The organism is Bradyrhizobium sp. 87, from assembly GCF_023073015.1.
Taxonomy (GTDB): Bacteria; Pseudomonadota; Alphaproteobacteria; order Rhizobiales; family Xanthobacteraceae; genus Bradyrhizobium; species Bradyrhizobium canariense_D.
On the sequence record NZ_JADPIQ010000128.1, the window covers coordinates 112,411 to 137,035 of the forward strand.

Sequence of the window (24,625 nt, forward strand, 5' to 3'; positions counted from 1 at the left end):
GTGTTCTTAATCCCGAACGACCAGCGCCCGCCAAATTGCTCCCTGGGGTTATGGGTCCCGGCCGACGCCGGGACGACAGCGGAGTTTGCGGAACCACCGCGCGTCAATCCGCCACGACCTTCACACGATCGCGCACCTTCACCTGCGCGTTGCGATCGAGCCCGTTGAGCACGCGAAAACGCTCGGCCGGGTGGTCGACGCCGGCCATGCGGTGGGAGAGCGATTCCACGGTGTCGCCAGGCTGTACGGTGATGACCTTGATGCGCAGCGGGCGCGCGGCCTGGATCTCGTCGAGCGTCAGGCGGCGGAATGAACCGACGGTCTCGCGCGCATTGCGCTCGCTCTCGGTCGACTTCTGCCGTGCCGCGAAGATGAAGCGGTAGACGTCGCTGCCGAAGCGCAGCGCATAGACCTTGAACTGCCACTGGTCGCCCTTGGCGGTGGCGGACGCAGCCGGAAAACCGTTGATGGTGATGTCCTCGGTGGAGGCCTTCTCGACGCCCTCCATCCAGCCGGAATTCAGGTAATCGCCCAGCGACTGTTCGGCCGGCACCCGCACGACGTCGAAGCGCATCGCCTGCGAGCCGCCGTCGCGCACGCCGATCACGGCCTGCGCGGTGTTGTCGAGCGTAAAATTGTCCGGCGCCTGGAAGGTGAAACCGAGCTTCGGATGCAGGAAGCGCCGGCCACGGACAAAACCTTCGCTGGGGTCTTCGCCGTAGACGAGATTGTCGATCGCGGCGAGATAGGTCTCGCGGTCGCGTTCGCCGCCCTCTGGCGCTGCGTATTGCCGCGCGATGGTCTGCGCGTTCTGCACGCGCTCGGGCGTTGCCGGATGCGACGAGGTGAAATCCTGCGCCCGCGGATCGAGCGAGGTCTTGCCGACCTTCAGCTCGGCATTGCGCTCCATCGCCGAGAGAAAGCGTGCAGCACCATAAGGATCGAAATGGGCCTTGGCGGAGATGCCGACGCCGACGCCGTCGGCCTCGAACTCCTGATTGCGCGAAAAGCTCGCCATGGTCAGCTTGGTCTTGGCGAGCGCCAGCGCGGTGAGATCGGGATCGTTGCTCATGTCGGTGACGACGCGGGTGACGATCGCGGCCTGGCGGGCCTGGTCCTCGCGCATCGCGGCGTGCTTGGACAGCACATGCGCCATCTCGTGGCTGAGCACGGAGGACAATTCCGACGTATCGCTCGCCAGCGCAAGAAGACCGCGCGTGACATAGAGCTGGCCGTTCGGCAGCGCGAAGGCGTTCACCGCGCCGGAATTGAGGATCGTGACCCTGTAACCCTGATCGGGGCGGTCGGACGCTGCGACCAGGCGGTCGACGGTCTTGGTGACGAGCGATTCGAGCCTGGGGTCGTCATATGTGCCGCCGTAGCTCGCCAGGATGCGCTCGTGCTCCTTTTCGGTGGCGGGGGTCTGCGCGACGGCCGGCTTCGGCTTGGGCATTGCGACGGTCGGGGGCGCCGCCGCGGTCTGGAACCGGCCCATATCGCCGCAACCGGCGAGGGCTGAACCCAGCACGAGGCATAGCGCAGCCGGCGCTGCCCGCAGGCGGCGGCGTTCACCTCGTCCGTGCCGTCCTAGCACCCCATTCACGTCGCTTAACCCGTGCCTGGCCCTTTTTAGGGCCTTACCCCTGTCGGCTCGTTTGCGCCCAGCAACTCGATTTGTCCCACGAGGCGTACATCGATACGCGGCCCCGTATTCCCCTCAGCCCAGCCCCTGACACGAATACGCTTATTTTCCAGAGACTTAAGGGCGATCCCGGCGCTTTCGAACGCGGGTATCATGCGCTTTGAAATAGTCACGGCGAAGCCGCGTGTCCAGTTTCGTCCGAAGTTGAGGTAGGTCATTGCCCCAGCTTGCCGGACCGACAGGACTTTGCCCTCGACCACCACAAAACGCCCGATCCCCGCCAAAATATCGTCCGGACTTTCCGCGTTTTTTATGGCCGACAGGTCAGCCCAGCTGCCCTTTTTTGGCGCCTTGCCTCGGCCTCCGCCGCCATCAGGGCGGCCGCGCAGTCCTTATCGGCGATCTCGGCGGAGACGATGGCGTCGCCCTCGGCGAGGAGCGTCGCCTGCACGGAGATGTCGCTCTCGCCGACAAAGACCAGCGCGCCCTGGCGGCCATAGCGGTCGGGCGTGTCGTCGGCGCTGCGCAAAATAACGTCGCGACCGACGAGCAGCGTCGTCAGCGCCTGCTTCGTGGTTGCGGTCGGCTCGATGCCGGTCAAGCGGATTTCCCGGCCGTCATCGAGACGCAGACTGCGCGCATCGATCGCGGTGACGCGGCCTTCGCCCTGGGACTCGAACTGGCACGGCGTGGCGGACGCACCGCGAGCCGCGACCAGAAGACATGCGACGATGAGATGAAGCAGTCGCGTCACGTTGCCCGGAAAGGTTGCGTTGCGCTCCAACCATAACTCAAGCGCGGTGGGGCGCGAAGACTGTTTGTTCATACTCCGTCATTGCGAGCGCAGGGAAGCAATCCAGAGTCCCTCCGAGGAAAGATCCTGGATTGCTTCGCTGCGCTCGCAATGACGGCGGAGGCACTCTTCCGCATCTCGTCATTCCGCTTTGCGGAAAGCGCGTGTTGATCGTTCATCTGCATCGTCCCGTGCGCTTGCTGCGCTGTCGCGCATGCGGCATGATTGCGGTAACAGCAATAACCAAGCCGCCATCAGAGTACGGCGCGATAAGGGAGGTCTTTTCGATGAAGCATGTTTTGTCGGGCATTTTTGCCGCTGCGTTGGCGCTGAGCGCGAGCGCCGTGCAGGCCCAGGACAAGCCGCCACTGAAGATCGGCGGCATCCTCGACATGTCGAGCCTTTATGCCGACATCACCGGCCCCGGCAGCGAGACCGCGGCCAAGATGGCCGTGGAGGACTTTGGCGGTGAGGTGCTCGGCCGCAAGATCCAGGTGCTGGCTGCCGACCATCAGAACAAGGCCGATCTCTCCGCCAATATCGCCCGCGACATGCTCGACAATCAGGGCGTCGAAATGATCTATGACGTCGCGGCCTCCGCGACCGCGCTCGCCGCCGGCGAGATCGCGAAAGCGCGCAACAAGATCATCATGTTCAACGGCCCGGGCTCGATCCGCCTCACCAACGAGGCCTGCGGTCCCTATACCATTCACTACGTGTTCGACACCTACGGTCAGGCCAATGTGACCGGCCTTGCGGCCGTGAAGTCGGGCCTCGACACTTGGTACTTCCTCACCGCCGACTACGCCTTCGGCCAGGATCTGGAAAAGGACACCAGCGCCGTCGTGACCAAGACCGGCGGCAAGGTGCTCGGCAGCGTGCGCCATCCGCTCAACACGTCGGATTTCTCGTCGTTCCTGCTCCAGGCCCAAGCCTCGAAAGCCAAGGTGATCGGGCTTGCGAATGCCGGCGGCGACACCGTCAACGCCATCAAGCAGGCGGCCGAGTTCGGCATCACCAAGGGCGGCCAGAAGGTCTCGCCGCTGCTCGCCTTCGTGACCGATATCGACTCCATCGGACTCGAGACCGCGCAGGGCCTGTTGCTGGCGGAAGCCTTCTACTGGGATCTCAACGATGACACCCGCGCGTTCTCGAAGCGCTTCCAGGAGCGTATGAAGCGGCCGCCGACCTCGGCGCAAGCTGGTGTCTATTCGTCCGTGACTCACTATCTGAAAGCGGTGAAGGCAGCCGGCACGACCGACGCTGCGACGGTGATGAAAGTGATGAAGGAGACGCCGATCAACGACTTCTTCGCCAAGAACGGCAAGATCCGCGAGGACGGCCGCATGCTGCACGACATGTACCTGTTCGAGGTCAAGAAGCCGTCGGAATCCAAGGGCCGCTGGGACGACTACAAGCTGCTCGCCACCGTGCCCGGCAGCGAGGCGTTCCAGTCGCTGGAGCAGTCGCGCTGCCCGTTGGTGAAGAAATAAACACCGTCATTGCGAGGAACGAAGCGACGAAGCAATCCAGACTGTCTCCGCGGAAACATCTCTGGATTGCTTCGCTTCGCTCGCAATGACGAGCGTCGATAGACCGAAGCAAACAACAACAAGGGAGACGTCCCATGAGCAACGACATGGTCCTCCAGAAGCTCGAAGGCGGGCTGCTCACCATCACCATGAACCGGCCCGAGCGCAAGAACGCGCTCAACCCGGACATGGTGGCCGGGCTGGTCGTGGCGGCACGGCGCGCGGCGGATGATCCGGAGGTGCGCGCGGTCTTGTTCAAGGGCGCGGGCGGCTCCTTCTGCGTCGGCGGCGACGTCAAGTCGATGGCGGAGGGCCGGGCGCCGCTGCCGTTCGAAGTGAAAATGGCGAACCTGCGCCGCGGCATGGAAGTGTCGCGTATCCTGCACCAGATGCCAAAGCCCGTGGTGGCACAGCTCGATGGAGCTGCCGCCGGCGCGGGTCTGTCGATGGCGCTGTCGTGTGACCTCCGCGTCGCTTCCGAATCCTGCAAGATCACCACCGCCTTCGCAAAAGTCGGCTTCTCCGGCGATTACGGCGGCACCTATTTCCTCACCCAGCTGCTCGGCAGTGCGCGGGCGCGCGAGCTCTATCTGACCTCGCCGGTGCTGACCGCGAAGGAAGCACATGCGATCGGCATGGTGACCAAGGTTGTTCCCGACGCCGAGATCGATACGGCCGCGCACGAGCTCGCACTGTCGCTGGCGCAGGGCCCGTCGATCGCGCTTGGCTTCATCAAGCGCAACATCAACAATGCCGAGCATCTCGCGCTGGAGGATTGCTTCGACGGCGAGGCGATCCATCACACCCGCTGCAGCGATACCGAGGATCACAAGGAGGCCGCAAAGGCGTTCGTCGAGAAGCGCAAGCCGACCTTCAAGGGCGCATGACGATGGCGCCCTATATGCGGTTGCGGCAGATCTGCCTGGTCGCGCCGCAGCTCGCGCCCGTGATCGCGGATATCGCTGACATCATGGGCCTCGCTGTCTGCTACCGCGACGGCAACGTCGCGAAATACGGCCTGGAGAACGCGCTGCTGCCGGTCGACACGATCCTGCTGGAGGTGGTCGCGCCGTTCAAGGAGGGCACCACGGCCGGCCGCTTCATCGAGAAGAGCGGCGGCCGCGGCGGCTACATGGCGATCTTCTGCTGCAACGATCCCGACGAGCGCGGCCGTAACGCCAACGCTCTGGGCGTGCGCACCGCCAACGTGATCGACCACGCGCCCTATCACGGCGTGCAGCTCCATCCCCGCGACTGTCGCGCCGCCTTCATCGAGTTCAACCACACCGAAGGCAGCGACGACATTTTGGGGCCTTATCCGCCAGCGGGGCCAGACTGGCATAAATTCATCCGCAAGGACGTGACGCAGGCGTTGACGAGCGTGGAAATACAGAGCCCGGACCCGCAAGGGCTGGCCGAGCATTGGGGCAAGCTCATCGGCGTGGCGCCGAGTGGCGATGTCGAACTGAAGCTGACCAACGCGACCTTCCGGTTCGTGAAGGGCGCCAGCGAAATCATGAGCGCGCTGGAGTTTCAGGTGACAGATGTGGCCCAGGTGCTGCATGCCGCCAAGGCCAAGGGGCTCGCGGTGGCGGGCAATGAGTTTCTGCTGAGCGGCGTGACATTTCGGCTCGCTGCTTGACCACTTGCGCTAGTTCTCGTTGTGTCGTCATGGCCAGGCCTGTCCCGCCTGCGCGGCCGAAGCGGCTTCGGCCGCGCAGGCGAGACAGGCCCGGCCATGACGGGGGTAGCGCCAGACCGACAATTGGAATCTGCACATGCCGCATCCGCTCGACAGCTTCTTTGCACCCGCCAGCATCGCGCTGATCGGTGCTTCGCGCGATCACGAGAAGATTCCGGGGCGCCTGCTGTCGATGTTGCGCAAGAACGAGTATCCCGGAAAAATCTATCCGGTGAACCCGAACTACGCCGAGATCGACGGCCTCATTTGCTACAAATCGATCACCGACATCGGCGCGCCGGTCGATCTCGCAATCATCCTCATCCCCGCCCGCGCGGTGCTCGCCGCGCTCGAACAATGCGCCGCCGCCGGCGTGAAGAACGCTGTTATCATCTCCTCCGGCTTCGCCGAGGAGGGCGGGGAGAGCGCGGCGATGCAGGACGCGATCGCGGGGCTGGCGAGGCGCACCGGCATGCGGATTTCCGGTCCGAATGCCGAAGGCTTTTTCAGCCAGAAGCAGCGCGTGGCGGCGACGTTCAGTCCCGCCGTGGACGTCAAGCCGAGCGTGGTGCCGCTGGTCGCCACGACGAAGCGGATCGGCATCGTGGCGCAGAGCGGCGGCATCGGCTTTGCGTATTATCACCGCGCCAGTGCGCTCGGCATTGCCGTGAGCTATGTCGTCAGTGCCGGCAACGAATCCGATCTCGGGGCCGGCGAGTTTCTGGATTACATGGTGCAGGACGCTTCAACGGACGTGATCCTGCTGTTCATCGAAGGCATTCGCGACGTCGACAAGTTTCTCGCGGCAGCGCGGCGCGCCGCCGAACTGAAAAAGCCTGTCATCGTCACGAAGGTCGGCCGCTCCGGCGCCGGGATGCGCGCGGCCGCCTCGCACACCGCGAGCATGGCCGGATGGTCGGCGGCCTACGACGCGGTGTTCGCCAAATATGGCTTCATCGTCTCCAACGATCTCGACGAGGCGCTGACGATCGCAGCTGTGCTTGCGAGCAATCCGTTGCCGAAAGGCGATCGCGTCGCCGTGGTCACCGTCTCCGGCGGCGCCGGCATCTGGGGCGCCGATGCCGTGGCGCTGCAAGGCTTGCAGGTGCCGGAGCTCTCCGAAAAAGTCCAGGCGGAGATCAGCGCGCTGATGCCGTCCTACGGCACCGCGCGCAACCCGATCGACGTCACGGCGCAGGGCGTGACCTCGGGCGGCTTGCAAAAGAGCGTCGATGTGCTCACCGCGTCGGACGAGATCGACGCAATCCTGATCGTGCTGTCGCTGTCGAGCGACGTCCGGAAGCCCTTCAAGGAAGCCGAGCTGACGCCGGTGCTGGCCGCGCAGCACAAGCCGGTGGTGTTCTATTCCTACACGGTACCGTCCGATTTCGCGCGGCGCGAGCTTGCCAAATCCGGCGTCGTGGTGCTCTCCGGCCTCACTTATGTCGGCGTCGCGATGCGGCAGCTCGTCGATTATGCCACCTTCGAGCTGCAGAGGCCCGCGGACGGGGCGCAAGTCCCCGCGCGGGACATCTCAGCACAGCTGAAATCGCCTGCGCTCTCGGAAGCCGACAGCAAGACATTGCTCCGCGCCGCCGGCATCGCGCTGCCGGATGAAGTGCTGGTGAAGGACAAGGGCGAGCTCGATGATGCCGTCGCCCGCGTCGGCTTTCCGGTGGTGCTGAAGATCCAGTCGCCGGACATCGCGCACAAGAGCGAGGTCGGCGGCGTGCGCGTCAATATCACCACAAAGGGCGAAGCGTTTCTGGCGTTCGAGGCGCTGCTCAACAATGTGCGCCAGCACAGGCCTGAGGCGGCCATTCAGGGCGTGCTGGTCTGCCCGATGGCGAAGCAGGGTGTCGAGATCATCGTCGGCACCATGACAGACGCGACGTTCGGGCCGATGGTGATGGTGGGCCTTGGCGGCATCACGACCGAATTGTTCCGCGACGTCGTCTACCGCCCGGCGCCGGTCAGCGCAGAAGAAGCCGGCACGATGCTGGCGCGCTTGAAAGCCGCGCCGCTGCTGACGGGATTTCGCGGGGCGGCGATGGCGGATGTTGCGGCGGTGTCGCAGTTGATCGCGGACATTTCCGTGCTTGCCGCGCAACATGCAGAGGAGATCGCGGAGATCGAGCTCAACCCGGTGCTGGTGCACGCGGAAGGGCAGGGCGTGACGATCGTGGACGCGCTGGTGGTGGGGCGGAGATCATCCCTCTCCCCTTGTGGGAGAGGGTGGCTCGCCGCGAAGCGGCGAGACGGGTGAGGGGTCTCTCTCCACAAGCGCAAGAGAATGGCTTGCGGAGACAACCCCTCATCCGGCGCTTCGCGCCACCTTCTCCCACAAGGGGAGAAGGAAGAAAGGACCTACCGCCCCCTGAAATTCGCGACCCGCCGCTCTTCCGTGGCCTTCACGCCTTCCTTGAAGTCTTCCGTGGCGCGCAGTCGGGTCTGCTCCTCGAGCTCGTGATTGGTCGCGGCCATCACGCGATCGGCGAGGCCAGCGCGCATCGTGGCGCGGGTGGAGACGAGGCCGAGCGGGGAGCATTCGGCGATTTCACCGGCGAGCTTCAGTGCGGCCGCCTTGACCTGGTCCTGCGGCACCAGCTCGTTGGCGAGGCCCCATTTGAAGGCCTCCTCACCGGTGACGCGGCGGCTGGTGTAGAACATCAGCTCGGCGTTGTTCTTTCCGATCAGCTCGGGCAGCGTCACAGTCAGGCCGAAGCCGGGATGAAAGCCGAGCTTTGTAAAGTTCGCGGAGAAGCGCGCTTCGGGGCAGGTGACCCGGAAGTCCGCCGAGACCGCGAGGCCCAGTCCGCCGCCGATGGCGGCGCCCTGCACGGCCGCGACGATCGGCTTCTTGGCGCGGAAGATGCGCACGGCCTGGATGTAGAGATGATTGATCGCCCCGAGGCTATCGGCCGGATCGCCCTTGGCCGTCTTATCGGCTTCGCGCGCCTCTTGCGCCTGTCGTGCCGGGTCCTGGAAATTGGCGCCGGCGCAAAACGCCTTGCCCTGGGCCGATAGCACCGAGGCGCGAATCTCGATGTCGCGATCGAACTCGTCGAGTGCGTCCGCGATCTGGTTGATCAGCGAAATGTCGAAGAAGTTGAGCGGCGGGCGGCGGATCTCGATGGTGCCGACGTGACCAACTTTTTCGACGCCGATATCTTTATAGGTGCTCATGATGTCCTCGAATGATTAGCGCAAACCAAGCCCGCGGGCGATGATGCCGCGCAGCACCTCGGTGGTGCCGCCCTGGATGGTGAGTTTCGGCGCGGTTTTGATGGCGAAGTCGAGCTGCCGCTCCAGCGTCTCGCGGTTGGTCGCGGTCTCCTCGACGAAGGCGGCGAGATCGCGCACGCGGTGCGGCAGCTGCTGTTCCCACACCGTGCCGATGTCCTTGACGATGGAGGCTTCGACGACCGGCTCCTTGCCGGCTTGCAGCATGCCCGCGACCGAGACCGACATGCGCCGCATGGTGTGGAGCTGCGCCACCAGCCGGCCGATGCCTTCGGCGCTGCGGGTATCCGGATTGGGACCAACGGCGCGAACCAGCTCGGTCAGCACGTAATAGGTCTCCAGGAAGCGCTCGGGGCCCGAACGCTCATAAGCGAGCTCGCTGGTCGCCTGCTTCCAGGCGCCGTCCACTTCGCCGAGCACATGATCGTCAGGCACGAAGAAATCGGTGAACACGACCTCGTTGAACTCGTACTGGCCGGTGATCTGGCCGATCGGGTTCACCTGGATGCCCGGCTGCTTCATCTTGACCAGGAACTGGGTCAGGCCGTGACGTCGGTTTTCCTTGGTCGGCTGCGACGTCCGGAAGATCGCGATCATGTAGTCGGCGATATGCGCCGACGAGGTCCAGATCTTGGTGCCATTGATGAGATAGCCGCCGTCGGTCTTGGTCGCGCGGGTCTTCGCGGCAAACAGGTCCGAGCCGGAGTTCGGTTCGCTCATGCCGATCGCGAAGCAGATCTCGCCGCGGCAGATGCGCGGCAGGATGTCCATTTTGATGTGCTCAGGCGCGTATTTGATCAGCACCGGTCCGCTCTGGCGGTCGGCGACGAAGAAGCGCCGCGTCGGCGCGTTGGCGACGCGCATCTCCTCCGTCACCACGTAACGTTCGAGGAACGAGCGCTCCTGGCCGCCATATTTTTTCGGCCATGTCATGCCGAGCCAACCCTTGGCGCCGACCCGGCGGGAGAATTCCGGCGCGTCGGTGTCTTCGCGGTTGGGCTTGTGCGGATCGAAGGTACCGGCGGCGATTTCCTCCGCGAGGAAGGCGCGTACTTCCTTGCGCAATTGCTCGCATTTCTCGGGCAGGCGGATCGGATCGAAACGGAGGGCAGCGGTCATTGTTGTCTCGTCCCTGATCAGCGCGAAGCCACGAGCGGCCACAATTCGTCGGCGCCGCGGTTGGCAATGAGCTTGCCGAGCTCGACGGCCCAGTGGCTTTCCGAACCGAAATCGTCGCGCCAGGCAAGCGCCCGCAGCGAATAGCGGTGCAGGATGTGCTCCAGGGTGAAGCCGATCGCGCCATGGACCTGGTGCGCAATGGCGCCGCCCTTTTCCGCAGCTTCCGCGCAGCGGATCTTTGCGGAGGCGGCTTCGAGATAGACCGCGTCATCGAACGACTTTGCGTTGGCGATGGCGTCGGCCGCGGAAGTCGCAGCCGCAAGCGCAGCAGCCGACTCGCCGGCGAGGCGGGCGAGATTGTGCTGCACCGCCTGGAATTTGGAGATCTTCTTCTCGAAGGCGACGCGCTCGTTGGAATAGCGCACGGAGATGTCGAGCATCGATTCCAGCGCGCCCGCGATCTGAAGGCTGCGCGCGACGCCGCCCATCAGCATCATTGTGGTCTGGTCAAAGCCGCTCGGCGCGGGCTTGATGGTGAGGGGCTGGACCTTGTCGAGCGTGACGGTGTCGCTGTGGTCATAGCCGACATTGAGTCCGGTCTCGATCCGGCCCTTGCTCGCATCCACCAGCGCGACCGCGACTCCGTCCTTGCCGTGGGCCAGCACCGCGAAGTGCTTTGCCGCCTTTGCGAAGGGCACGCCGCGGGCGCGGCCGGAGAGCGCACCATCGGCATCGCGGGTGATGCGATCCTTGGGCGACGCCGGCAGCACCGTCATCTCCCCCTCCGGGGAAGCGATCTTCGCCTGCGCCAGCAGCCAGCCGGCCAGCATGGTCTCGGCCAGGGGAACCGCGACTGCGAAACGGCCGGCCGCGTTCAGCAGCGCAAAGCCGTCGGCCAGACTCGCGCCGGAGCCGCCGAGATCGTCGGGCACCCAGGCCAGCGGCAGGCCGGCCTCGCTCAGCGCCTGCCACAGCGGCGCCTGCCACGAATCCTTCTTGTCGTTGTTGACGGTCTGCGGATCGGCGAGATCGGCGAAGATTTTCTCCGCGGTCTCGACGACGATATTGTCACTCTCCGCCACAGCGTTCCCCGTGTTTTGCCATTGGCGCATCCGGCCCCAGTGGGGCGGGCGCGCAGGTTCTTCTTGCGCCCGATGATCCAAAAAAGCCATGGCCCTGACAAGCGCTGATCGCAGGTCAACCTGCGGCGCGGGCATGGGCGATGAGCTAATTCCGCTTAGCGGAGTTTGCTCGATTTGCAGGGCGCGGCAAACTCGCTAAACAGAACGTCGATACTCAATCAAGGGGAAGGAAATCCGGATGGCAAAGGACAGTTTGTGCGCAATCGTGACGGGGTCCGCCTCCGGCCTGGGCGCTGCGACCGCGGAAATTCTCGCACGGAGCGGGGCGCGGCTCGTCATCAACTATTCCTCGAGCCAGAAGGAAGCGGAGGCGACCGCGGAGCATTGCCGCAAGGCGGGCTCACCGGAAGTTCTGGTCGCGCAGGGCGACGTCTCGAAGGATGACGATTGCCGCAAGATCGTCGCGGCAGCTGGCGGCTGGGGCCGGCTCGACGTGCTCGTCAACAATGCCGGCACCACCAAGCATGTCGTCCATGCCGATCTCGACGGATTGTCGGCGGAAGATTTCCAGCGCCTGTACGGCGTCAACACCATCGGCCCGTTCCAGATGGTGCGCGCGGCGCGCAGCCTGCTCGAGGCCGGCGCCAAAGCTTCTGGGCGGCCGTCCGCCGTGGTCAACATCTCCTCGGTCGCCGGCATCAGCGGCGTCGGATCGTCGATCGCATACGCCGCGAGCAAGGGCGCGCTCAACACCATGACGCTGTCGCTGTCGCGCGCGCTGGCGCCGCTGATCCGCGTCAACACGGTATGCCCGGGCTATATCGATACACCCTGGTTCACCAAGGGCCGCGGCGAGGCGGGCGCCAAGCAGGTGCGCGACAGCGTCGCGGCGAAGGTGCCGCTGAAGGTCGCGTCATCGGCGGAAGACATCGCGCAGCTCGTCTGTTTCCTGGCGATGCCGGCCTCCAGCAACATGACCGGCGAAGTCGTGCGCATGGATGCGGGGATGCATTTGGTGACGTGATCGCGCGGCACATTCTCTCCACGTCGTCGCCGGGCTTGACCCGGCCTCCGCTCTCTCCACGTCGTCGCCGGGCTTGACCCGGCCTCCGCTCTCTCCACGTCGTCGCCGGGCTTGACCCGGCCTCCGCTCTCTCCACGTCATGGCCGGGCTTGACCCGGCCATCCACGTGTCGCCGCGCGGATCAAAAGACGTGGATGCCCGGGTCAAGCCCGGGCATGACGATGAGGTGGCGGTGTGCCGCTTTCGGCGTTTTGAAGCGTCACCCCTTGATCACGCCGCTCGCCACCAGCCGGTGCCAGATGAACAGCACCACCACGGCGCCGATGGTGGCCATGATGAATCCTGCACCCTGGTCGGGACCGTAATGACCGATGGCCTGACCGATGAAGGTCGCGAGAAACGCGCCGGCGATGCCGAGGATGGTGGTGAGGATGAAGCCGCTCGGATTGTTCGGTCCCGGCGCCAGCCAACGCGCGATGAGGCCGGCGATGAAGCCGACGACGATGATCCACAACAAGCCACCCATGCTCATGTCCGTGCTCCCCTCGTTTGACTAAACCAATCAGACTCTGCCCGCGATCTCTTGCTCGGTCGGCAGCCGTCCGTCCGGCGTCAGATGGTCGACCACCTGCGGCAGATACTGGCTGAGGCCCGAGAGCAGCTCGTCACGCGACAGGCCGCTTTGGGCGGACAGGCTCTCGATCTGGTCGGCGCCGAGCGCATTGGCGAGATCGCCTGGAGCGATCGCCTTGTTCTCGCCCTTGCCGACCCAGGTATTGGCAGTATCGCCATGACCGCTGTGCTGAAGCTGGTTGAGGAGATCGCCGAGCCCGCCGCTGAGCACGCTGCCGGCCGCGCCGCCCGCGAGCAGGCCGCCAAGGCCGCCCTTCAACAGGTCGCCGAGGCCACCACCAGCGCCTGCATTCACCGGCGGGGGGAGATGCGTCGGCTTCGGTGCCGGGGACGGCTGCGGCGCGCTGCCGCTCTGGTTGCCGCTCATATGCTTGAATGCCTTCCAGGCGAGCAGGCCAAGCAGCGCCATGGTCATGGGCGACATGCCGCCACTGGATGAGGATTGTGAACTCGGCGTGCTTGGCCCGCGCGGGCCGTTCTGCATGCCGTTGAGGACGTCGAGCAAACCCATGGCGTTCTCCCTTGGCGCTTTGTTGCCGGTAACAAGCCCCGTTCGAAAACATATGAGGCCGTCATGACGGTTACAAGGCGATTGCGCCGCAACTCCGGGAATGGGCAGCAGACACAGCCTCTGCTATCGAGGGCGGATCGTTGAGGGGGCAAGCCAAGATGATGACGGATCGACCGATCGTGGTGGCCGGCGCGGGCGCCATCGGATGTTTTGTCGGCGGCACCCTGGCGGCTGCCGGTCGCCGCGTCGCGTTCCTGGTGCGACCGCGGGTGAAGGCCGAGATCGAGCGGTTCGGTCTGCTTCTGACCGATTTCGACGGCTCCGAGAAGAAGCTCGATCCGGGCCAACTCGCGCTATCGGAAGATCCCGCGATCTTGCACAGCGCCGGCATCGTGCTGGTCACGGTGAAGAGCGCCGACACGGCAGCTGTCGCCAAGCAGATCGCGCAGCATGCGCCGCAGGACGCTGTCATCGTCTCGCTGCAAAACGGCGTCGGCAACGTCGCGGTGCTGCGCGATCGCCTCGGCGATCGCCGCGTGCTCGCCGGCATGGTGCCTTTCAACGTGGTCGGGATGGGCGAGGGCCGCTTCCACCGCTCGACCTCTGGCGACATTCATGTTGGCCAAGATGACACGAACGCGGCCGCAGCTCTGTCGGTGCCGGGGCTCACGATGCGCGCGAGCCGCGACATCACCGGCGTGCAATGGGGCAAGCTGATCATCAATTTGAACAACGCGCTCAGCGCCTTGTCCGACATGCCCCTCGCTGCGCAATTGGGGAACCGCGAATGGCGAAGGTTGTTCGCCGATCAGATGGCGGAGGGGCTGGCTGCAATGAGGGCCGCCGGCATCACACCGGTCTCGGCGACGCCGATCCCGTCGTCCTGGACGCCCGCCTTGCTGAGACTGCCTGATCCGATTTTCGACCTGATCCTGGGAAGGACCATGAAGATCGATCCCGAGGCGCGTTCCTCGATGTGGCAGGATTTGAAGCAGGGCCGCAAGACCGAGATCGACTATCTCCAGGGCGCGATCATCGCCCTCGCCGAACAGAACAGTGTCGACGTGCCGCTGTCGCGCCGCATTGTTGCGCTGATCAACGAGGCTGAGGCCGCGGGCAAGGGTCCGCCGCGGCTGACGCCGCAGCAGGTTCGCGGCGCTGCATGAGTTCACGCCGGCTGACGGGAGACGTGCGATGAAACGTTGTTTGACGATCGGGGTCGTGCTCGCCGCCTTATGTGCAGCTTCCACGTTTGCTCAGGCAAGGCCGCCGACCGTCACGAATTCGCCCGGCTATGACGCGCGCCTGAAGGAGAGTCGTTCGCAGTTGGGTAGTTCACCGACAACAACGGCGCCGGTGAATGCGCCGGTTGCTCAACCGAAGCGCAGCAAGAAGAAGCACACGAACTGAGGCTAGGAGACGGATCCCCGCCCAGTTCGTCATTGCGAGCGTAGCGAAGCAATCCAGACTGCCTCCGCGGAGAGATGCTGGATTGCTTCGCTGCGCTCGCAATGACGGCGACGCAGCTCAGCCCTTCTTCGCGGGCTTGCTCGGCGTCGGGCTGAACAGCTTCTTGATGTCGTTCAATCCATCCGACAGCCGCGGCCATTCGCAGGAGAACGAGCCCTTGGTGCAGGGTGTGCCCTTCGGCCGCGGCCGCGCGTCGCCGATGGCGGCCTGCTGGACTTTCGGCCGCTCGACCGGCACGGGCACGCGCTCGACCTCGGTTCGCAACGCGACCCGCTGGAGCTGCTGCACCTGTTGTTCCTGCTGCTCGCGCTGCTGGCGCGCGGTGGCCTGCGCGGCTTCATTGCTGCGGCGCTGATTGGCGAGATAGGCGGTGTAGGATTCGTCGATCTTCTTCTGCTCCTCCGGCGTCGGATTGGGCCCGGCGATGTCGAAGCTGCGGTCCTGGAGGAAATCGTAATAGGAATAGCCGCCGCCCGCCTTGCGCCGGCCGGCGAATTTGGCGTTGCAGTCGGCAAGCGCAGCCGTCTTCTCGGATTTGGTCGTAGCTTTCTCGGCGGCGTCGGCGCAGGCCTCGAAGTCAACAGGCGCGCGCTTCCACCATTGTGCCTGGGCATGCGACGGCGCCAGCAGGAAAAATCCTGCTGCAGCAACGACAAGCGCCGCACGACGCGATGCAACTACGTCCGACATTCTACGAGAGCATTCCTTGCAAAACTCAACCCGAACTGAGTCGGGCTGATTTTTGCCCCTTTATGGCCTGCTTGTCACCCATGGAACCCGGGAATTTCATGGCTGTGATGCTGACATTTTTTGCTTGACGTGGCGCAGGAGTCACAGCGTCACTTCATCCTGCGCTCGCCTCATCGGCGACGCCAAGAATACGAAGTGGAAACGCCTCATGCTGCTGCCCCTGTCCGATGTGCCGCGCTGGTACGCCGAACGCAAACCGCAAGGCACGATCGCCGTCCGTCACGGGCAGGATACGCTGACATGGGACGCGCTCGAACGCGGCGCCAACCGGCGCGCGCGGGCGTTCATGGCCAAGGGTGTCAAGCCCGGCGACTTTGTCGCGATCGGTTTGCCCAACTGCAATGCGTTTTTCGAGACCTCGTTTGCAGTGTGGAAATGCGGAGCGACGCCGACCTCGTTGTCATGGCGGCTGCCGCGCGGCGAAGCCGCCGCGGTGCTCGACATCCTGAAGCCGGCGCTGGTGGTCGGCGGCGAAGCCGACTGGAACGCGCCGAACCGTCTGCCCGCGGATTTCGTGCCGGAAGGGTTTTCGGACGAGCCGCTCACCGCACCGGTGGCGCGCTATTGGAAAGCCATGACCAGCGGCGGATCGACCGGCCGCCCGAAGGTGATCCTCGATCACCAGCCGGCGGTGATCGACACGGTCGCCGCGCCGCCGCTCAACATCCCCTTCGGGGTCTCGTTGCTCAATCCCGGTCCGCTCTATCACAATGCGCCGTTCATCGTGTCGCACTACGCGCTGTTCACCGGCGGCCAGCTCACCGGCCTCGTCAAGTTCGACGCCGAGGAGGCGCTGCGGCAAATTGCGCGCGAGCGCGTGCAATGGGTCAATTTCGTGCCGACCATGATGCACCGGATCTGGGCGCTCCCGGAGCACGTGCGCAACGCCTACGATGTGTCGAGCCTGCAAACCGTCTTCCACATGGCCGCTCCGATGCCACCCTGGCTGAAGGAGAACTGGATCGCCTGGCTCGGGCCTGAGCGGATCTGGGAGCTCTATGGCGGCACCGAGCGACAGGGCTCCTGCATCATCTCCGGCAAGGAATGGCTGACGCACCAGGGCTCGGTCGGCAAGATCGGCGAGACGGCGCGCTTGCGCATCATCGGCGAGGACGGCAACGACGTTGCGCCGGGTGAGACCGGCGAGATTTACTTCCTCAACAATGACGGCAATGACGCCACCTATCACTATCTCGGCGCCGAGCCGAAGCGCCGCGCCGACGGCTGGGAATCGCTGGGCGATATCGGCAGGCTGGATGCGGAAGGCTACCTTTATCTCGGTGACCGCCTCGCCGACATGGTGCTGCGCGGCGGCGCCAACATCTATCCCGCCGAGGTCGAAGCTGCCGTCTCCGCCTGTCCGGGCGTGCGCTCCTGCGTGGTGGTGGGATTGCCCGATCCGGAATTGGGCCAGCGCGTGCACGCCATCATCGAGCCGGAGAGCGATGCGGACGGCCAAGCCATCGCCGACGGAATGGCGGATTTCCTCAAAGACAGGCTCAGCCGCTACAAGCACCCGGAGAGCTTCGAGATCGTCACCGTCCCACCACGCGACGATTCCGGTAAAGTTCGCCGCACGCTGTTGCGCGACGAGCGCGCGGCGTGGATGAAGGAGGGGCGCGCGTTCCGGATTTGGCCGGCGAAGGCGCGGGCGGACGCCGATTAAGAGAATTCATGGGAAGGACCGAGATTATGACCATCACCATCGCCGCGAACGCTGTGCCGAAGCCGCCGGCCGCGATCATCGAGGGCTTTCGCGGTGCGCCGACCCCGGTCATTTCGGACAATCTCGGCCGGCTGCCGGGCGCCGTGGGGCTCAAACCCTATCATCGCGGTGCCAAGCTGGTGGGCACGGCCTTCACGGTCCGCACCCGTCCCGGTGACAATCTCGCCATCCACCGCGCGCTCGAGCTGGTGGGCCCCGGCGACGTCATCGTGGTCGATGGCGGCGGCGACGAGACCCGCGCGCTGGTCGGTGAGATCATGAAGAACATCGCGCAATGGCGCAAAGCCGAAGGCTACGTCATCGACGGCGCGATCCGCGACCTCGCGGCGTTCGCTGCCGATGACTTTCCCTGCTATGCCCGCGCGGTGATCCACCGCGGCCCTTACAAGAACGGCCCCGGCGAGATCAACGTGCCTGTTTCGATCGGCGGCAGCGTGATCTCGCCCGGCGACATCGTCGTCGGAGACGAGGACGGCGTGGTGTCGTTTGCCGCCGCCGGTGCCGCGGCGCTGCTCGACGCCGTGCGAGCCCAGGTCGCGCGCGAGGAGGAGACGCTGAAGGCGATCCGCGAGGGCCGTTATCAAGGCTCGTATGGCAAATCCTGATCAGCGAGAATGAAGAGGAGGGCGGCGTGAGCCAGCAGGACGAATTCCACAATCTCGACGATAACGGCGACGGGTTGTTTCGCGAGCTCGCGGCAGGGGTGACCACGCGCATCTTCTCCGGCGAGCAGGCGATGCTGTCGGTGGTGACGCTGGCGCCGCATGCGCAAGGCACGCTGCACCATCATCCCGAGGAGCAGTGGGGCGTGCTGCTCGACGGCTCCGCCATCCGCGTCCAGGGTGATGAGGAGATTGCCGTGAAGAAAGGCGACTTCTGGCGCACGCCGGGTAATGTGCCGCACACCATGCGCGCCGGCCCCGACGGCGCCCGCGTGCTGGACATCTTCAGTCCGCCGCGGCCAGAATACAGAAAAGCGGGATCCGGTTTCGGGACCACTTAAAGCGCCAAAGAGCAAAAGCCGGGCGCGAGAAAACAGGGGAGGGATACCATGACGATCACACGACGGACGCTGCTGGCAGCGCCGGCTATTCTCGCGATGACGCCGGCGTTGGCGCAGGCTTCAAAAATCACACTGGTGGTGCCGTTTCCGCCGGGCGGATCCACCGATGCGATGGCGCGGCTGCTCCAGAGCCATCTGCAAACCAAGCTCAACCGCATCGTCATTGTCGAGAACAAGTCGGGCGCGGCAGGCGCGCTCGGCGCGGCGCAGGTCGCCAAGAGCCCGCCTGACGGCTCGACGTTCCTGGTCACCTTCGATTCCCATGCGGTGATCCCCTCCATCCTCGACAAGCCGCCCGTCGATGTCGAGCGCGAGCTAATGCCGGTGTTGCTGGTCGGCACCGCGCCTTACGTGATCGCTGCCGGTGCAGGCCGCCCCTACAAGAGCTTTGCCGACGTGGTGGCGGCCTGCAAGGCGACGCCCGGCGCGGTGAAATATGCCTCCGTCGGCATCGGCACGCTCGGCCATCTCGCCATGACCGTGCTCGGCAACAAGGCCGGCGTCGAGATCATGCACGTGCCCTATCGCGGCGGAGGCCCCGCAATGAACGACGTGCTCGGCGGCCATGTCGACCTGATCGCGGGATCTGCGGCGCTGGTCGCAGCCCAGCTCGGCACCAACATGCTGCGTCCGATCCTGCAGCTCGGCCGCGAGCGGCTGCCGGGCCTGCCGGATACGCCGACCGCGATCGAGGCGGGCTTTCCGGATTTCGAGACGCTGGCCTGGTGGGGCATCTTCGCGCCCACCGGCACGCCGCCGGACATCGTCGCAGGCCTCGCGACGGCGTCCAAGGAGATCCTGAGCGAGCCCGCGACCGCCGCCCAGCTCAAGGAAACGCAGCAGATGACGCTGCTGCTCGAGGACGCTCCCGCCTTCAAGACCTTCTTCGACAAGCAGGTCGCCATTTGGGGCAAGGTGGTCAAGGACAACAATATCCGGGCATGAGATGACCGGCAGCCCTCCGCATTGAGCAACGCGGAGGGCTTCCGATCCCCCTTCCGCTTTGATATGAAGCCCCGGTAACCCGCTCTGCGGGTTCCGCGGTCCCGTAGCTCAGCCGGATAGAGCGACGGTTTCCTAAACCGTAGGTCGGAAGTTCGAGTCTTCCCGGGATCGCCAGTTTTTCGGTGAGCAATCGTCGCGTTTGATACGCTCGTCGGCGCAAAAATTGCTAGAAGCGCGAAGCTTCCTCCTGGCCCGGGCTGACTGCCGCCCCGCCTCGCTGCCATATCCGGAGACGACAATGCCTTTCGATTTGATCCTGCGCGGCGGCCGTGTGGTCGACCCGTCCCAGAAGCTCGACGCCGTGACCGATGTCGCCTTTTCCGGCGGCAAGGTCGCGGCGATCGGCAGTGGGCTCAAGGCGGATCCGGGCACCGAGGTGCGCGACGTCTCTCGCTACATCGTGACGCCGGGACTGATCGATCTCCACACCCATGTCTATTGGGGCGGCACGTCGCTCGGCATCGACGCCGAGGAGTTCTGCCGTCTTTCCGGCGTCACCACCGCGGTCGATACCGGCAGTGCGGGGCCGGGCAATTTCGCGGGCTTCCGCAAGCATGTGATCGAGCCGAGCCAGGTTCGTATCCTCGCTTATCTGCATGTCTCGCATGCCGGCATTTTCGGCTTCTCGCACCGGATCATGGTCGGCGAGAGCGAGGAGCTGCGGCTGATGAATCCGATCGAGGCGGCCAAGGTGGCCGACGCCAACCGCGATCTCATCGTCGGCATCAAGGTGCGCGTGGGGCTGCATTCCTCGGGCACGTCGGGCGTCGTGCCGCTCGACATCGCGCTCGAGGTCGCGAACGAGGTCGGCATGCCCCTGATGGCGCATATCGATCATCCGCCGCCGAGCTACGAGGAGGTGCTGGCGCGCCTGCGCCCCGGCGACGTGCTCACCCATGCGTTCCGTCCCTTCCCCAACACGCCTGCGACCGCGCAGGGCACGGTGAAGCGGGCGGTGCTCGACGCCCGCGAGCGCGGCGTGCTGTTCGACATCGGCCACGGCAAGGGCTCGTTCGCATTCAAGACCGCGCGTGCGATGCTCGCCAACGGCTTCTATCCCGACACCATCTCGTCCGACATTCATCAGCTCTGCATCGACGGCCCGGCCTTCGATCAGGTGACGACCCTGTCGAAATTCCTGTGCATGGGCATGCCGCTGTCCGACGTCATCGCAACCTCGACCGTCAACGCCGCGATGGCGCTGCGGCGCCCCGAGCTCGGCAGCCTCAAGCCGGGCAGCGTCGGCGACGCCACGCTGATCTCGGTGAGGGAAGGCCAGTTCGACTATGAGGACGTCGTCGGCGAGCACCTGATCGGCGACCGCAAGATCGTCTCCGAAGGCGTCGTGATCGGCGGCCGGTGGTGGCATCCGAATTGAGCGGCAGGCCGTTCACGCCGGCTTGATTACAACGACCTCGCGATCAACAGCTTCATGATCTCGTTCGTCCCGCCATAGATCTTCTGGATGCGGGAATCGATGAAGATGCGCGAGATCGGATATTCCTGCATATAGCCGTAGCCGCCGAACAGCTGCAGGCATTCGTCGGCGGTCTCGACCTGCTTCTCCGAGCACCAATATTTCGCCATCGACGCCGTGACGGTGTCGAGGTCCTTTGCGACCAGCCGCTCGATGCACCAGTCGACGAAGACGCGCGCGATCATCGCTTCGGTCTTGCGCTCGGCGAGCTTGAAGGCGGTGTTCTGGAAATCCATCAGCGGCTTGCCGAAGGCCTTGCGCTCCTTGGTGTAGTCGACGGTGAGTTTTATCGCGCGCTCCATAGCCGCGACCGCGCCGACCGCGAGCGCGAGGCGCTCCTGCGGCAATTGCTGCATCAGCTGCACGAAGCCCTGGCCTTCCTCGCCGCCGAGCAAATTGTCCGGCGGCACCGCGACGTTGTCGAAGAACAGCTCAGACGTGTCGGAGGCATGCAGGCCGATCTTGTCGAGGTTGCGCCCGCGCTTGTATCCATCCGCGCCTGAGGTTTCGACCACGATCAGCGAAATGCCCTTGGCGCCGACATCGCCGGTGCGCGCAACCACGATGACGAGGTCGGCAGCCTGGCCGTTGGTGATGAAGGTCTTCTGTCCGTTGATGACGTAGGAATTGCCCTGCTTCCTGGCGGTGGTCTTGACGGCCTGCAAATCCGAGCCGGTGCCGGGCTCGGTCATGGCGATGGCGCCGACCATCTCGCCTGAAGCCATCTTCGGCAGCCAGCGCTTCTTCTGCTCCTCCGAGCCGTAATTGAGGATGTAGTGCGCGACGATGGCGCTGTGCACGGAGACGCCGGTCGTCAGCTCCGGCACCGTGCTTTCGAGGTCGTCGAGCACGGCGGCATCATAGGCGAAGGTGGCGCCCAGGCCGCCATATTCCTCCGGCACGCTTGCCAGCAGCGCGCCCATCTCGCCGAGCCCGCGCCAGGCAAAGCGGTCGACCATCTTCTGCTCGCGCCATTTTTCGGCATGCGGGGCCAGATCCTTGGCAAGATACTTCCGGAACTGGTCGCGGAAGATTTCGAGCTCTTCGGTCATCCAGGAGGAGCGGTAGGACATGGTCACCTCGGTCAATGCGGCTTGCCGGCCTGGTTAGGCCAGCCTTTGGCGGCAATTATTGTGTTTTCAGGCTGTGCCGGTGACGCTACCAAGGCGGCCGGAGCAGCGTCTATCGGGATGGTTGATTGTGGCTGTCAAAATCCAAACCGTCAAAACCAAAGAGCTCAAGCTCGACATCGCGCGCATCGGCACGGTCTCCGCGATCCTGACGCAGCCGGACAAGGCGCGCGCCTGCTACGTCCTGGCGCATGGTGCCGGTGCAGGGATGCGGCATGCATCGATGGACAAGATTGCGGAGGGGCTCGCTGCTCGCGACATCGCGACCTTCCGCTTCAATTTTCCTTACATGGAAAACAAGCAGGGCCGTCCCGACCAGCCTGCGGTCGCCCACGCCACGATCCGCGTGGCAGTCGAGGAAGCCGCGCGGCTCTGCCCGGGTGTGATGCTCGTTGCGGGTGGAAAATCCTTCGGCGGGCGCATGACCTCGCAGGCGCAGTCCAAGGCTCCGCTGCCTGATGTCAAAGGGCTCGCCTTCCTCGGTTTTCCCCTGCACGCCGACAAGAAGCCGTCGACGGAGCGCGCCGAGCATCTCGCCCATGTCGAGATCCCGATGCTGTTCCTGCAAGGCACCCGCGACGGGCTCGCCGATCTCGGCCTCCTCAAGCCGGTCATCGCCGCTCTTGCCCCGAAGGCGACGCTGCATGAGATCGAAGGCGGCGATCACTCCTTCGCGGTGCTGAAAAAGTCCGGCCGCACCAATGAAGAGGCGCTGACAGAGGTGCTTGATACGCTCGCGGCCTGGATCGACAGCCTCGCCTGAAATCTCACGCCGAATATAGCCCCTTGTCGCGCGCCTTCTGGATCGCGAGCGCGGCGATCAAGTCGAGCGTCGGCGTCGACAGGCCGGCGGTGCGCGCGAAGGCTTGGGGCGCCTTTACCAGGACGTCGATCTCCATGGCGCGGCCGAGCTCGTAATCCTGCAGCAGCGACGGCTTGTGGTTGGGGGCGGGGCCGCTGCGTGATACGCGCTTGACCTCGGGGATAAAATGCTGAGCGATCTCGTTGGCCTCGTTCAGCATCCGCGGAATGACATCCGCAAAGGCGGGGTCATCGCGCACGCCGCGCGCGGTCTGGCCGGTGAGCAGGCACAGCACCGACAGTGACATGTTGGTCAGCAGCTTTGACCAGATCGCCTCGCGGATCTCGGCGACCGGCGGCGATTCCAGCCGTGCGTCGCTGAAGACACCGCGGAGCGTCGTGATGCGCTCGCAATTGCGGTCGTCACATTCGCCGATCAGCAGGCGGTTGCGGTCCGGCGTCAGGTTCTGCACCACGCCGGGCGCGATCACCTCGTTGGAGGAGAAGACTACGCCGCCGACGATCCGCTCTTTCGGAATGCAGGCGCGCAGGCGTCCGCCCGGGTCGAGGAAGGAAATGTCCGGCGGGGTCGGGTGCCGCGGCGGCAGGCCGATCCGGTACCACCAGGGAATGCCGTTCTGCGCGAACACGATCGCGGTGTTGTCCTGCAGCAGCGGCTTGAGACTGGAGACCAGCCCGGTCAACGCGGTCGCCTTCAAGGTGCTGATCACGACGTCCTGCGGGCCGAGCTGGGCCGGATCGCCGGAGGCGTTCACCTTGGCGGAGACCTCGGAATCGCCGACGCGCAGCTTGAGGCCGTTGGCCCGGACCGCCTCCAGGTGCGCGCCCCGCATCACGCACGAGACCTCGTGGCCGGCGCGGGCCAACCGAACTGCAAGATGGCTGCCGACGGCGCCCGCGCCGAAAATGCAGATGCGCATGTGATGTCCGTCCCTGATCCCTTGATGCCGCCCCGCGGCAGCATGACACAAGCCGCCATGCGATGGACGCGGCTGCCCTACGCTCGAAAGATATGGATCAGGGCGCGGAGCCTCGGTCATAGTGCGCGCCAAACAAACGAGCGGAGGAACACCGATGACCGACAGCCCCGTCCTGTGGACCCTGGATGCGCGTGGGGTTGCGACCGTCACGTTGAACCGGCCGGAGGTTAACAATGCCTATGACGGCGCGTTGATCGCAGGCGTGCTCGCGGCCATGGACGATCTCGGCAGCAAGCCCAACCTTCGCGTCGTCGTGCTCAAGGGCAATGGCAAGCATTTCCAGGCTGGCGCCGACCTCAAATGGATCAACGGCGTGCGGCCGCAATCGAGCGAGGCGAACGAGGCCGCGTCGCGGGCGACGTTCGAGGCCGTGCAGCGGCTCAATACGCTGGCTATCCCGACGGTCGCGCTGGTGCAGGGCGGCTGCTTTGGCGGCGGCACCGGCGTGATCGCGGCCTGCGACGTCGTGATCGCGGCCGACAACGCGCTGTTCTCGATCACCGAAGTGCGCTGGGGCCTGACCGCGGCCATCATCATCCCGCAGCTCTGCGATGCCATTGGTGTACGGCAAGTCCGCCGCTACGCGCTGACAGGTGAACGTTTCGGCGCCGAGGACGCCCGTCGTATCGGCCTCGTCCACGAGGTGGTGCCGCTCGCCGATCTCGACGCCGCCGGCGCCAAGGTGGTCGAGCAGTTGCTTGCCAACGGATCGGAGGCGATGGCCGAGACCAAGCGGCTCGCGCTGGAAAGTTCGTTCGGCGGCATGGCGGTGGACGATGCGGCTTACAAGCGGCTCGTGCATCTGCATTCGCTGAAGCGACAGAGCGCGGAAGCCGCCGAGGGGCTGGCGTCGTTCGCGGAAAAGCGCGCCGCGAATTGGGCAGGTGCTAAAAGCTGAACGCGAGTAGCCCGGATTACGCTTCGCTCCATCCGGGCTACGGG

At 65.1% G+C, this 24,625-nt stretch carries 23 protein-coding genes, 1 tRNA gene and 1 pseudogene; 15 read left to right on the forward strand and 10 right to left on the reverse strand.

The annotated features are described in order from the left end of the window. Positions 1 to 103: 103 nt before the first annotated feature. Together IVB50_RS31870 and IVB50_RS31875 are read right to left on the reverse strand one after the other, a co-directional pair. Complete coding sequence (locus tag IVB50_RS31870; RefSeq protein WP_018452960.1) at positions 104 to 1,495, reverse strand: M48 family metalloprotease; 1,392 nt, start codon at positions 1,493 to 1,495, stop codon at positions 104 to 106. A 134-nt stretch (positions 1,496 to 1,629) separates the two neighbouring features. Then, positions 1,630 to 2,468, reverse strand: a pseudogene (locus IVB50_RS31875) (thermonuclease family protein). A 254-nt stretch (positions 2,469 to 2,722) separates the two neighbouring features. On the opposite strand from IVB50_RS31875, the gene IVB50_RS31880 reads away from it, so the two are divergent. From IVB50_RS31880 to IVB50_RS31895, 4 genes are all read left to right on the forward strand, one after another. After that, positions 2,723 to 3,928, forward strand: a complete 1,206-nt coding sequence (locus IVB50_RS31880) for an ABC transporter substrate-binding protein (protein ID WP_018452962.1) — start codon at positions 2,723 to 2,725, stop codon at positions 3,926 to 3,928. 134 nt (positions 3,929 to 4,062) lie between these two features. Next, positions 4,063 to 4,854: an enoyl-CoA hydratase gene (locus IVB50_RS31885; RefSeq protein WP_085351625.1), complete on the forward strand. Its 792-nt coding sequence runs from the start codon at positions 4,063 to 4,065 to the stop codon at positions 4,852 to 4,854. Between the two features lie 2 nt (positions 4,855 to 4,856). Beyond that, positions 4,857 to 5,609 (forward strand): hypothetical protein, encoded by a 753-nt coding sequence (locus tag IVB50_RS31890; protein ID WP_026232430.1) that lies wholly within the window; start codon positions 4,857 to 4,859, stop codon positions 5,607 to 5,609. Between the two features lie 136 nt (positions 5,610 to 5,745). Beyond that, on the forward strand, positions 5,746 to 7,914 hold the full coding sequence (locus tag IVB50_RS31895; protein WP_204512778.1) for an acetate--CoA ligase family protein: 2,169 nt from the start codon (positions 5,746 to 5,748) through the stop codon (positions 7,912 to 7,914). A gap of 101 nt (positions 7,915 to 8,015) precedes the next feature. On the opposite strand, the gene IVB50_RS31900 is transcribed toward IVB50_RS31895, so the two are convergent. The 3 genes from IVB50_RS31900 to IVB50_RS31910 are packed head-to-tail and all read right to left on the reverse strand — an operon-like array spanning position 8,016 to position 11,092. Continuing rightward, complete coding sequence (locus tag IVB50_RS31900) at positions 8,016 to 8,834, reverse strand: enoyl-CoA hydratase/isomerase family protein (protein WP_018452966.1); 819 nt, start codon at positions 8,832 to 8,834, stop codon at positions 8,016 to 8,018. A gap of 15 nt (positions 8,835 to 8,849) precedes the next feature. Then, positions 8,850 to 10,010 (reverse strand): acyl-CoA dehydrogenase family protein, encoded by a 1,161-nt coding sequence (locus IVB50_RS31905; protein ID WP_008133127.1) that lies wholly within the window; start codon positions 10,008 to 10,010, stop codon positions 8,850 to 8,852. A gap of 17 nt (positions 10,011 to 10,027) precedes the next feature. Then, positions 10,028 to 11,092: an acyl-CoA dehydrogenase family protein gene (locus tag IVB50_RS31910; RefSeq protein ID WP_026232431.1), complete on the reverse strand. Its 1,065-nt coding sequence runs from the start codon at positions 11,090 to 11,092 to the stop codon at positions 10,028 to 10,030. Between the two features lie 238 nt (positions 11,093 to 11,330). Here IVB50_RS31910 and IVB50_RS31915 point away from each other — a divergent pair, with 238 nt between their 5' ends. Further along, positions 11,331 to 12,116 carry an SDR family oxidoreductase gene (locus tag IVB50_RS31915; RefSeq protein ID WP_018452969.1) on the forward strand — a complete coding sequence of 262 codons (786 nt, stop codon included), beginning with the start codon at positions 11,331 to 11,333 and terminating at the stop codon, positions 12,114 to 12,116. A 259-nt stretch (positions 12,117 to 12,375) separates the two neighbouring features. On the opposite strand, the gene IVB50_RS31920 is transcribed toward IVB50_RS31915, so the two are convergent. Continuing rightward, positions 12,376 to 12,648, reverse strand: coding sequence for a GlsB/YeaQ/YmgE family stress response membrane protein (locus IVB50_RS31920; RefSeq protein WP_083926312.1), 273 nt, complete (start codon positions 12,646 to 12,648; stop codon positions 12,376 to 12,378). A 30-nt stretch (positions 12,649 to 12,678) separates the two neighbouring features. After that, positions 12,679 to 13,260, reverse strand: coding sequence for a YidB family protein (locus tag IVB50_RS31925; RefSeq protein WP_247299200.1), 582 nt, complete (start codon positions 13,258 to 13,260; stop codon positions 12,679 to 12,681). A 158-nt stretch (positions 13,261 to 13,418) separates the two neighbouring features. Between IVB50_RS31925 and IVB50_RS31930 the strand changes: the two genes are divergently transcribed. Next, positions 13,419 to 14,426 (forward strand): 2-dehydropantoate 2-reductase, encoded by a 1,008-nt coding sequence (locus IVB50_RS31930; RefSeq protein WP_247299203.1) that lies wholly within the window; start codon positions 13,419 to 13,421, stop codon positions 14,424 to 14,426. Positions 14,427 to 14,454: 28 nt separating this feature from the next. Further along, on the forward strand, positions 14,455 to 14,670 hold the full coding sequence (locus tag IVB50_RS31935; RefSeq protein ID WP_083926313.1) for a hypothetical protein: 216 nt from the start codon (positions 14,455 to 14,457) through the stop codon (positions 14,668 to 14,670). Between the two features lie 117 nt (positions 14,671 to 14,787). Here the strand turns inward: IVB50_RS31935 and IVB50_RS31940 are convergent, their stop codons facing one another. Next, positions 14,788 to 15,420: a hypothetical protein gene (locus IVB50_RS31940; RefSeq protein WP_018452973.1), complete on the reverse strand. Its 633-nt coding sequence runs from the start codon at positions 15,418 to 15,420 to the stop codon at positions 14,788 to 14,790. Positions 15,421 to 15,628: 208 nt separating this feature from the next. On the opposite strand from IVB50_RS31940, the gene IVB50_RS31945 reads away from it, so the two are divergent. The 6 genes from IVB50_RS31945 (at position 15,629) to IVB50_RS31970 (ending at position 20,652) form a co-directional block, all read left to right on the forward strand. Continuing rightward, on the forward strand, positions 15,629 to 17,146 hold the full coding sequence (locus tag IVB50_RS31945) for an AMP-binding protein (RefSeq protein WP_247299205.1): 1,518 nt from the start codon (positions 15,629 to 15,631) through the stop codon (positions 17,144 to 17,146). Positions 17,147 to 17,172: 26 nt separating this feature from the next. Then, a complete protein-coding gene (locus IVB50_RS31950) occupies positions 17,173 to 17,811 on the forward strand; it encodes an RraA family protein (protein ID WP_247299208.1) in 639 nt (212 codons plus the stop codon). A gap of 26 nt (positions 17,812 to 17,837) precedes the next feature. Further along, positions 17,838 to 18,209 (forward strand): cupin domain-containing protein, encoded by a 372-nt coding sequence (locus IVB50_RS31955; protein WP_018452976.1) that lies wholly within the window; start codon positions 17,838 to 17,840, stop codon positions 18,207 to 18,209. Between the two features lie 48 nt (positions 18,210 to 18,257). Continuing rightward, positions 18,258 to 19,214, forward strand: coding sequence for a tripartite tricarboxylate transporter substrate-binding protein (locus tag IVB50_RS31960; protein WP_018452977.1), 957 nt, complete (start codon positions 18,258 to 18,260; stop codon positions 19,212 to 19,214). Between the two features lie 97 nt (positions 19,215 to 19,311). Continuing rightward, positions 19,312 to 19,388, forward strand: a tRNA-Arg gene (locus tag IVB50_RS31965). Between the two features lie 124 nt (positions 19,389 to 19,512). Continuing rightward, positions 19,513 to 20,652, forward strand: a complete 1,140-nt coding sequence (locus IVB50_RS31970) for an amidohydrolase/deacetylase family metallohydrolase (RefSeq protein ID WP_018452978.1) — start codon at positions 19,513 to 19,515, stop codon at positions 20,650 to 20,652. A 26-nt stretch (positions 20,653 to 20,678) separates the two neighbouring features. On the opposite strand, the gene IVB50_RS31975 is transcribed toward IVB50_RS31970, so the two are convergent. Then, positions 20,679 to 21,824, reverse strand: coding sequence for an acyl-CoA dehydrogenase family protein (locus tag IVB50_RS31975; protein ID WP_018452979.1), 1,146 nt, complete (start codon positions 21,822 to 21,824; stop codon positions 20,679 to 20,681). Positions 21,825 to 21,951: 127 nt separating this feature from the next. On the opposite strand from IVB50_RS31975, the gene IVB50_RS31980 reads away from it, so the two are divergent. Further along, positions 21,952 to 22,644, forward strand: coding sequence for an alpha/beta family hydrolase (locus IVB50_RS31980; protein WP_231189766.1), 693 nt, complete (start codon positions 21,952 to 21,954; stop codon positions 22,642 to 22,644). 4 nt (positions 22,645 to 22,648) lie between these two features. Here IVB50_RS31980 and IVB50_RS31985 read toward each other — a convergent pair whose 3' ends face one another. Continuing rightward, a complete protein-coding gene (locus IVB50_RS31985) occupies positions 22,649 to 23,623 on the reverse strand; it encodes a ketopantoate reductase family protein (protein WP_018452981.1) in 975 nt (324 codons plus the stop codon). Between the two features lie 154 nt (positions 23,624 to 23,777). Here IVB50_RS31985 and IVB50_RS31990 point away from each other — a divergent pair, with 154 nt between their 5' ends. Further along, entirely contained in the window at positions 23,778 to 24,581 is an 804-nt protein-coding gene (locus IVB50_RS31990) for an enoyl-CoA hydratase-related protein (protein WP_085351611.1), read from the forward strand. Positions 24,582 to 24,625: the final 44 nt, after the last annotated feature.

What these genes read in the sequence shown, in the direction of transcription:
- IVB50_RS31975 (WP_018452979.1), bottom strand. Translation starts at nt 21,824, where the DNA reads ATGTCCTACCGCTCCTCCTGGATGACCGAAGAGCTCGAAATCTTCCGC.
- IVB50_RS31930 (WP_247299203.1), top strand. Translation starts at nt 13,419, where the DNA reads ATGATGACGGATCGACCGATCGTGGTGGCCGGCGCGGGCGCCATCGGA.
- IVB50_RS31950 (WP_247299208.1), top strand. Translation starts at nt 17,173, where the DNA reads ATGACCATCACCATCGCCGCGAACGCTGTGCCGAAGCCGCCGGCCGCG.
- IVB50_RS31990 (WP_085351611.1), top strand. Translation starts at nt 23,778, where the DNA reads ATGACCGACAGCCCCGTCCTGTGGACCCTGGATGCGCGTGGGGTTGCG.
- IVB50_RS31945 (WP_247299205.1), top strand. Translation starts at nt 15,629, where the DNA reads ATGCTGCTGCCCCTGTCCGATGTGCCGCGCTGGTACGCCGAACGCAAA.
- IVB50_RS31985 (WP_018452981.1), bottom strand. Translation starts at nt 23,623, where the DNA reads ATGCGCATCTGCATTTTCGGCGCGGGCGCCGTCGGCAGCCATCTTGCA.
- IVB50_RS31940 (WP_018452973.1), bottom strand. Translation starts at nt 15,420, where the DNA reads ATGTCGGACGTAGTTGCATCGCGTCGTGCGGCGCTTGTCGTTGCTGCA.
- IVB50_RS31915 (WP_018452969.1), top strand. Translation starts at nt 11,331, where the DNA reads ATGGCAAAGGACAGTTTGTGCGCAATCGTGACGGGGTCCGCCTCCGGC.
- IVB50_RS31890 (WP_026232430.1), top strand. Translation starts at nt 4,857, where the DNA reads ATGGCGCCCTATATGCGGTTGCGGCAGATCTGCCTGGTCGCGCCGCAG.
- IVB50_RS31905 (WP_008133127.1), bottom strand. Translation starts at nt 10,010, where the DNA reads ATGACCGCTGCCCTCCGTTTCGATCCGATCCGCCTGCCCGAGAAATGC.
- IVB50_RS31900 (WP_018452966.1), bottom strand. Translation starts at nt 8,834, where the DNA reads ATGAGCACCTATAAAGATATCGGCGTCGAAAAAGTTGGTCACGTCGGC.
- IVB50_RS31895 (WP_204512778.1), top strand. Translation starts at nt 5,746, where the DNA reads ATGCCGCATCCGCTCGACAGCTTCTTTGCACCCGCCAGCATCGCGCTG.
- IVB50_RS31970 (WP_018452978.1), top strand. Translation starts at nt 19,513, where the DNA reads ATGCCTTTCGATTTGATCCTGCGCGGCGGCCGTGTGGTCGACCCGTCC.
- IVB50_RS31880 (WP_018452962.1), top strand. Translation starts at nt 2,723, where the DNA reads ATGAAGCATGTTTTGTCGGGCATTTTTGCCGCTGCGTTGGCGCTGAGC.
- IVB50_RS31935 (WP_083926313.1), top strand. Translation starts at nt 14,455, where the DNA reads ATGAAACGTTGTTTGACGATCGGGGTCGTGCTCGCCGCCTTATGTGCA.
- IVB50_RS31925 (WP_247299200.1), bottom strand. Translation starts at nt 13,260, where the DNA reads ATGGGTTTGCTCGACGTCCTCAACGGCATGCAGAACGGCCCGCGCGGG.
- IVB50_RS31960 (WP_018452977.1), top strand. Translation starts at nt 18,258, where the DNA reads ATGACGATCACACGACGGACGCTGCTGGCAGCGCCGGCTATTCTCGCG.
- IVB50_RS31870 (WP_018452960.1), bottom strand. Translation starts at nt 1,495, where the DNA reads ATGGGCCGGTTCCAGACCGCGGCGGCGCCCCCGACCGTCGCAATGCCC.
- IVB50_RS31885 (WP_085351625.1), top strand. Translation starts at nt 4,063, where the DNA reads ATGAGCAACGACATGGTCCTCCAGAAGCTCGAAGGCGGGCTGCTCACC.
- IVB50_RS31920 (WP_083926312.1), bottom strand. Translation starts at nt 12,648, where the DNA reads ATGAGCATGGGTGGCTTGTTGTGGATCATCGTCGTCGGCTTCATCGCC.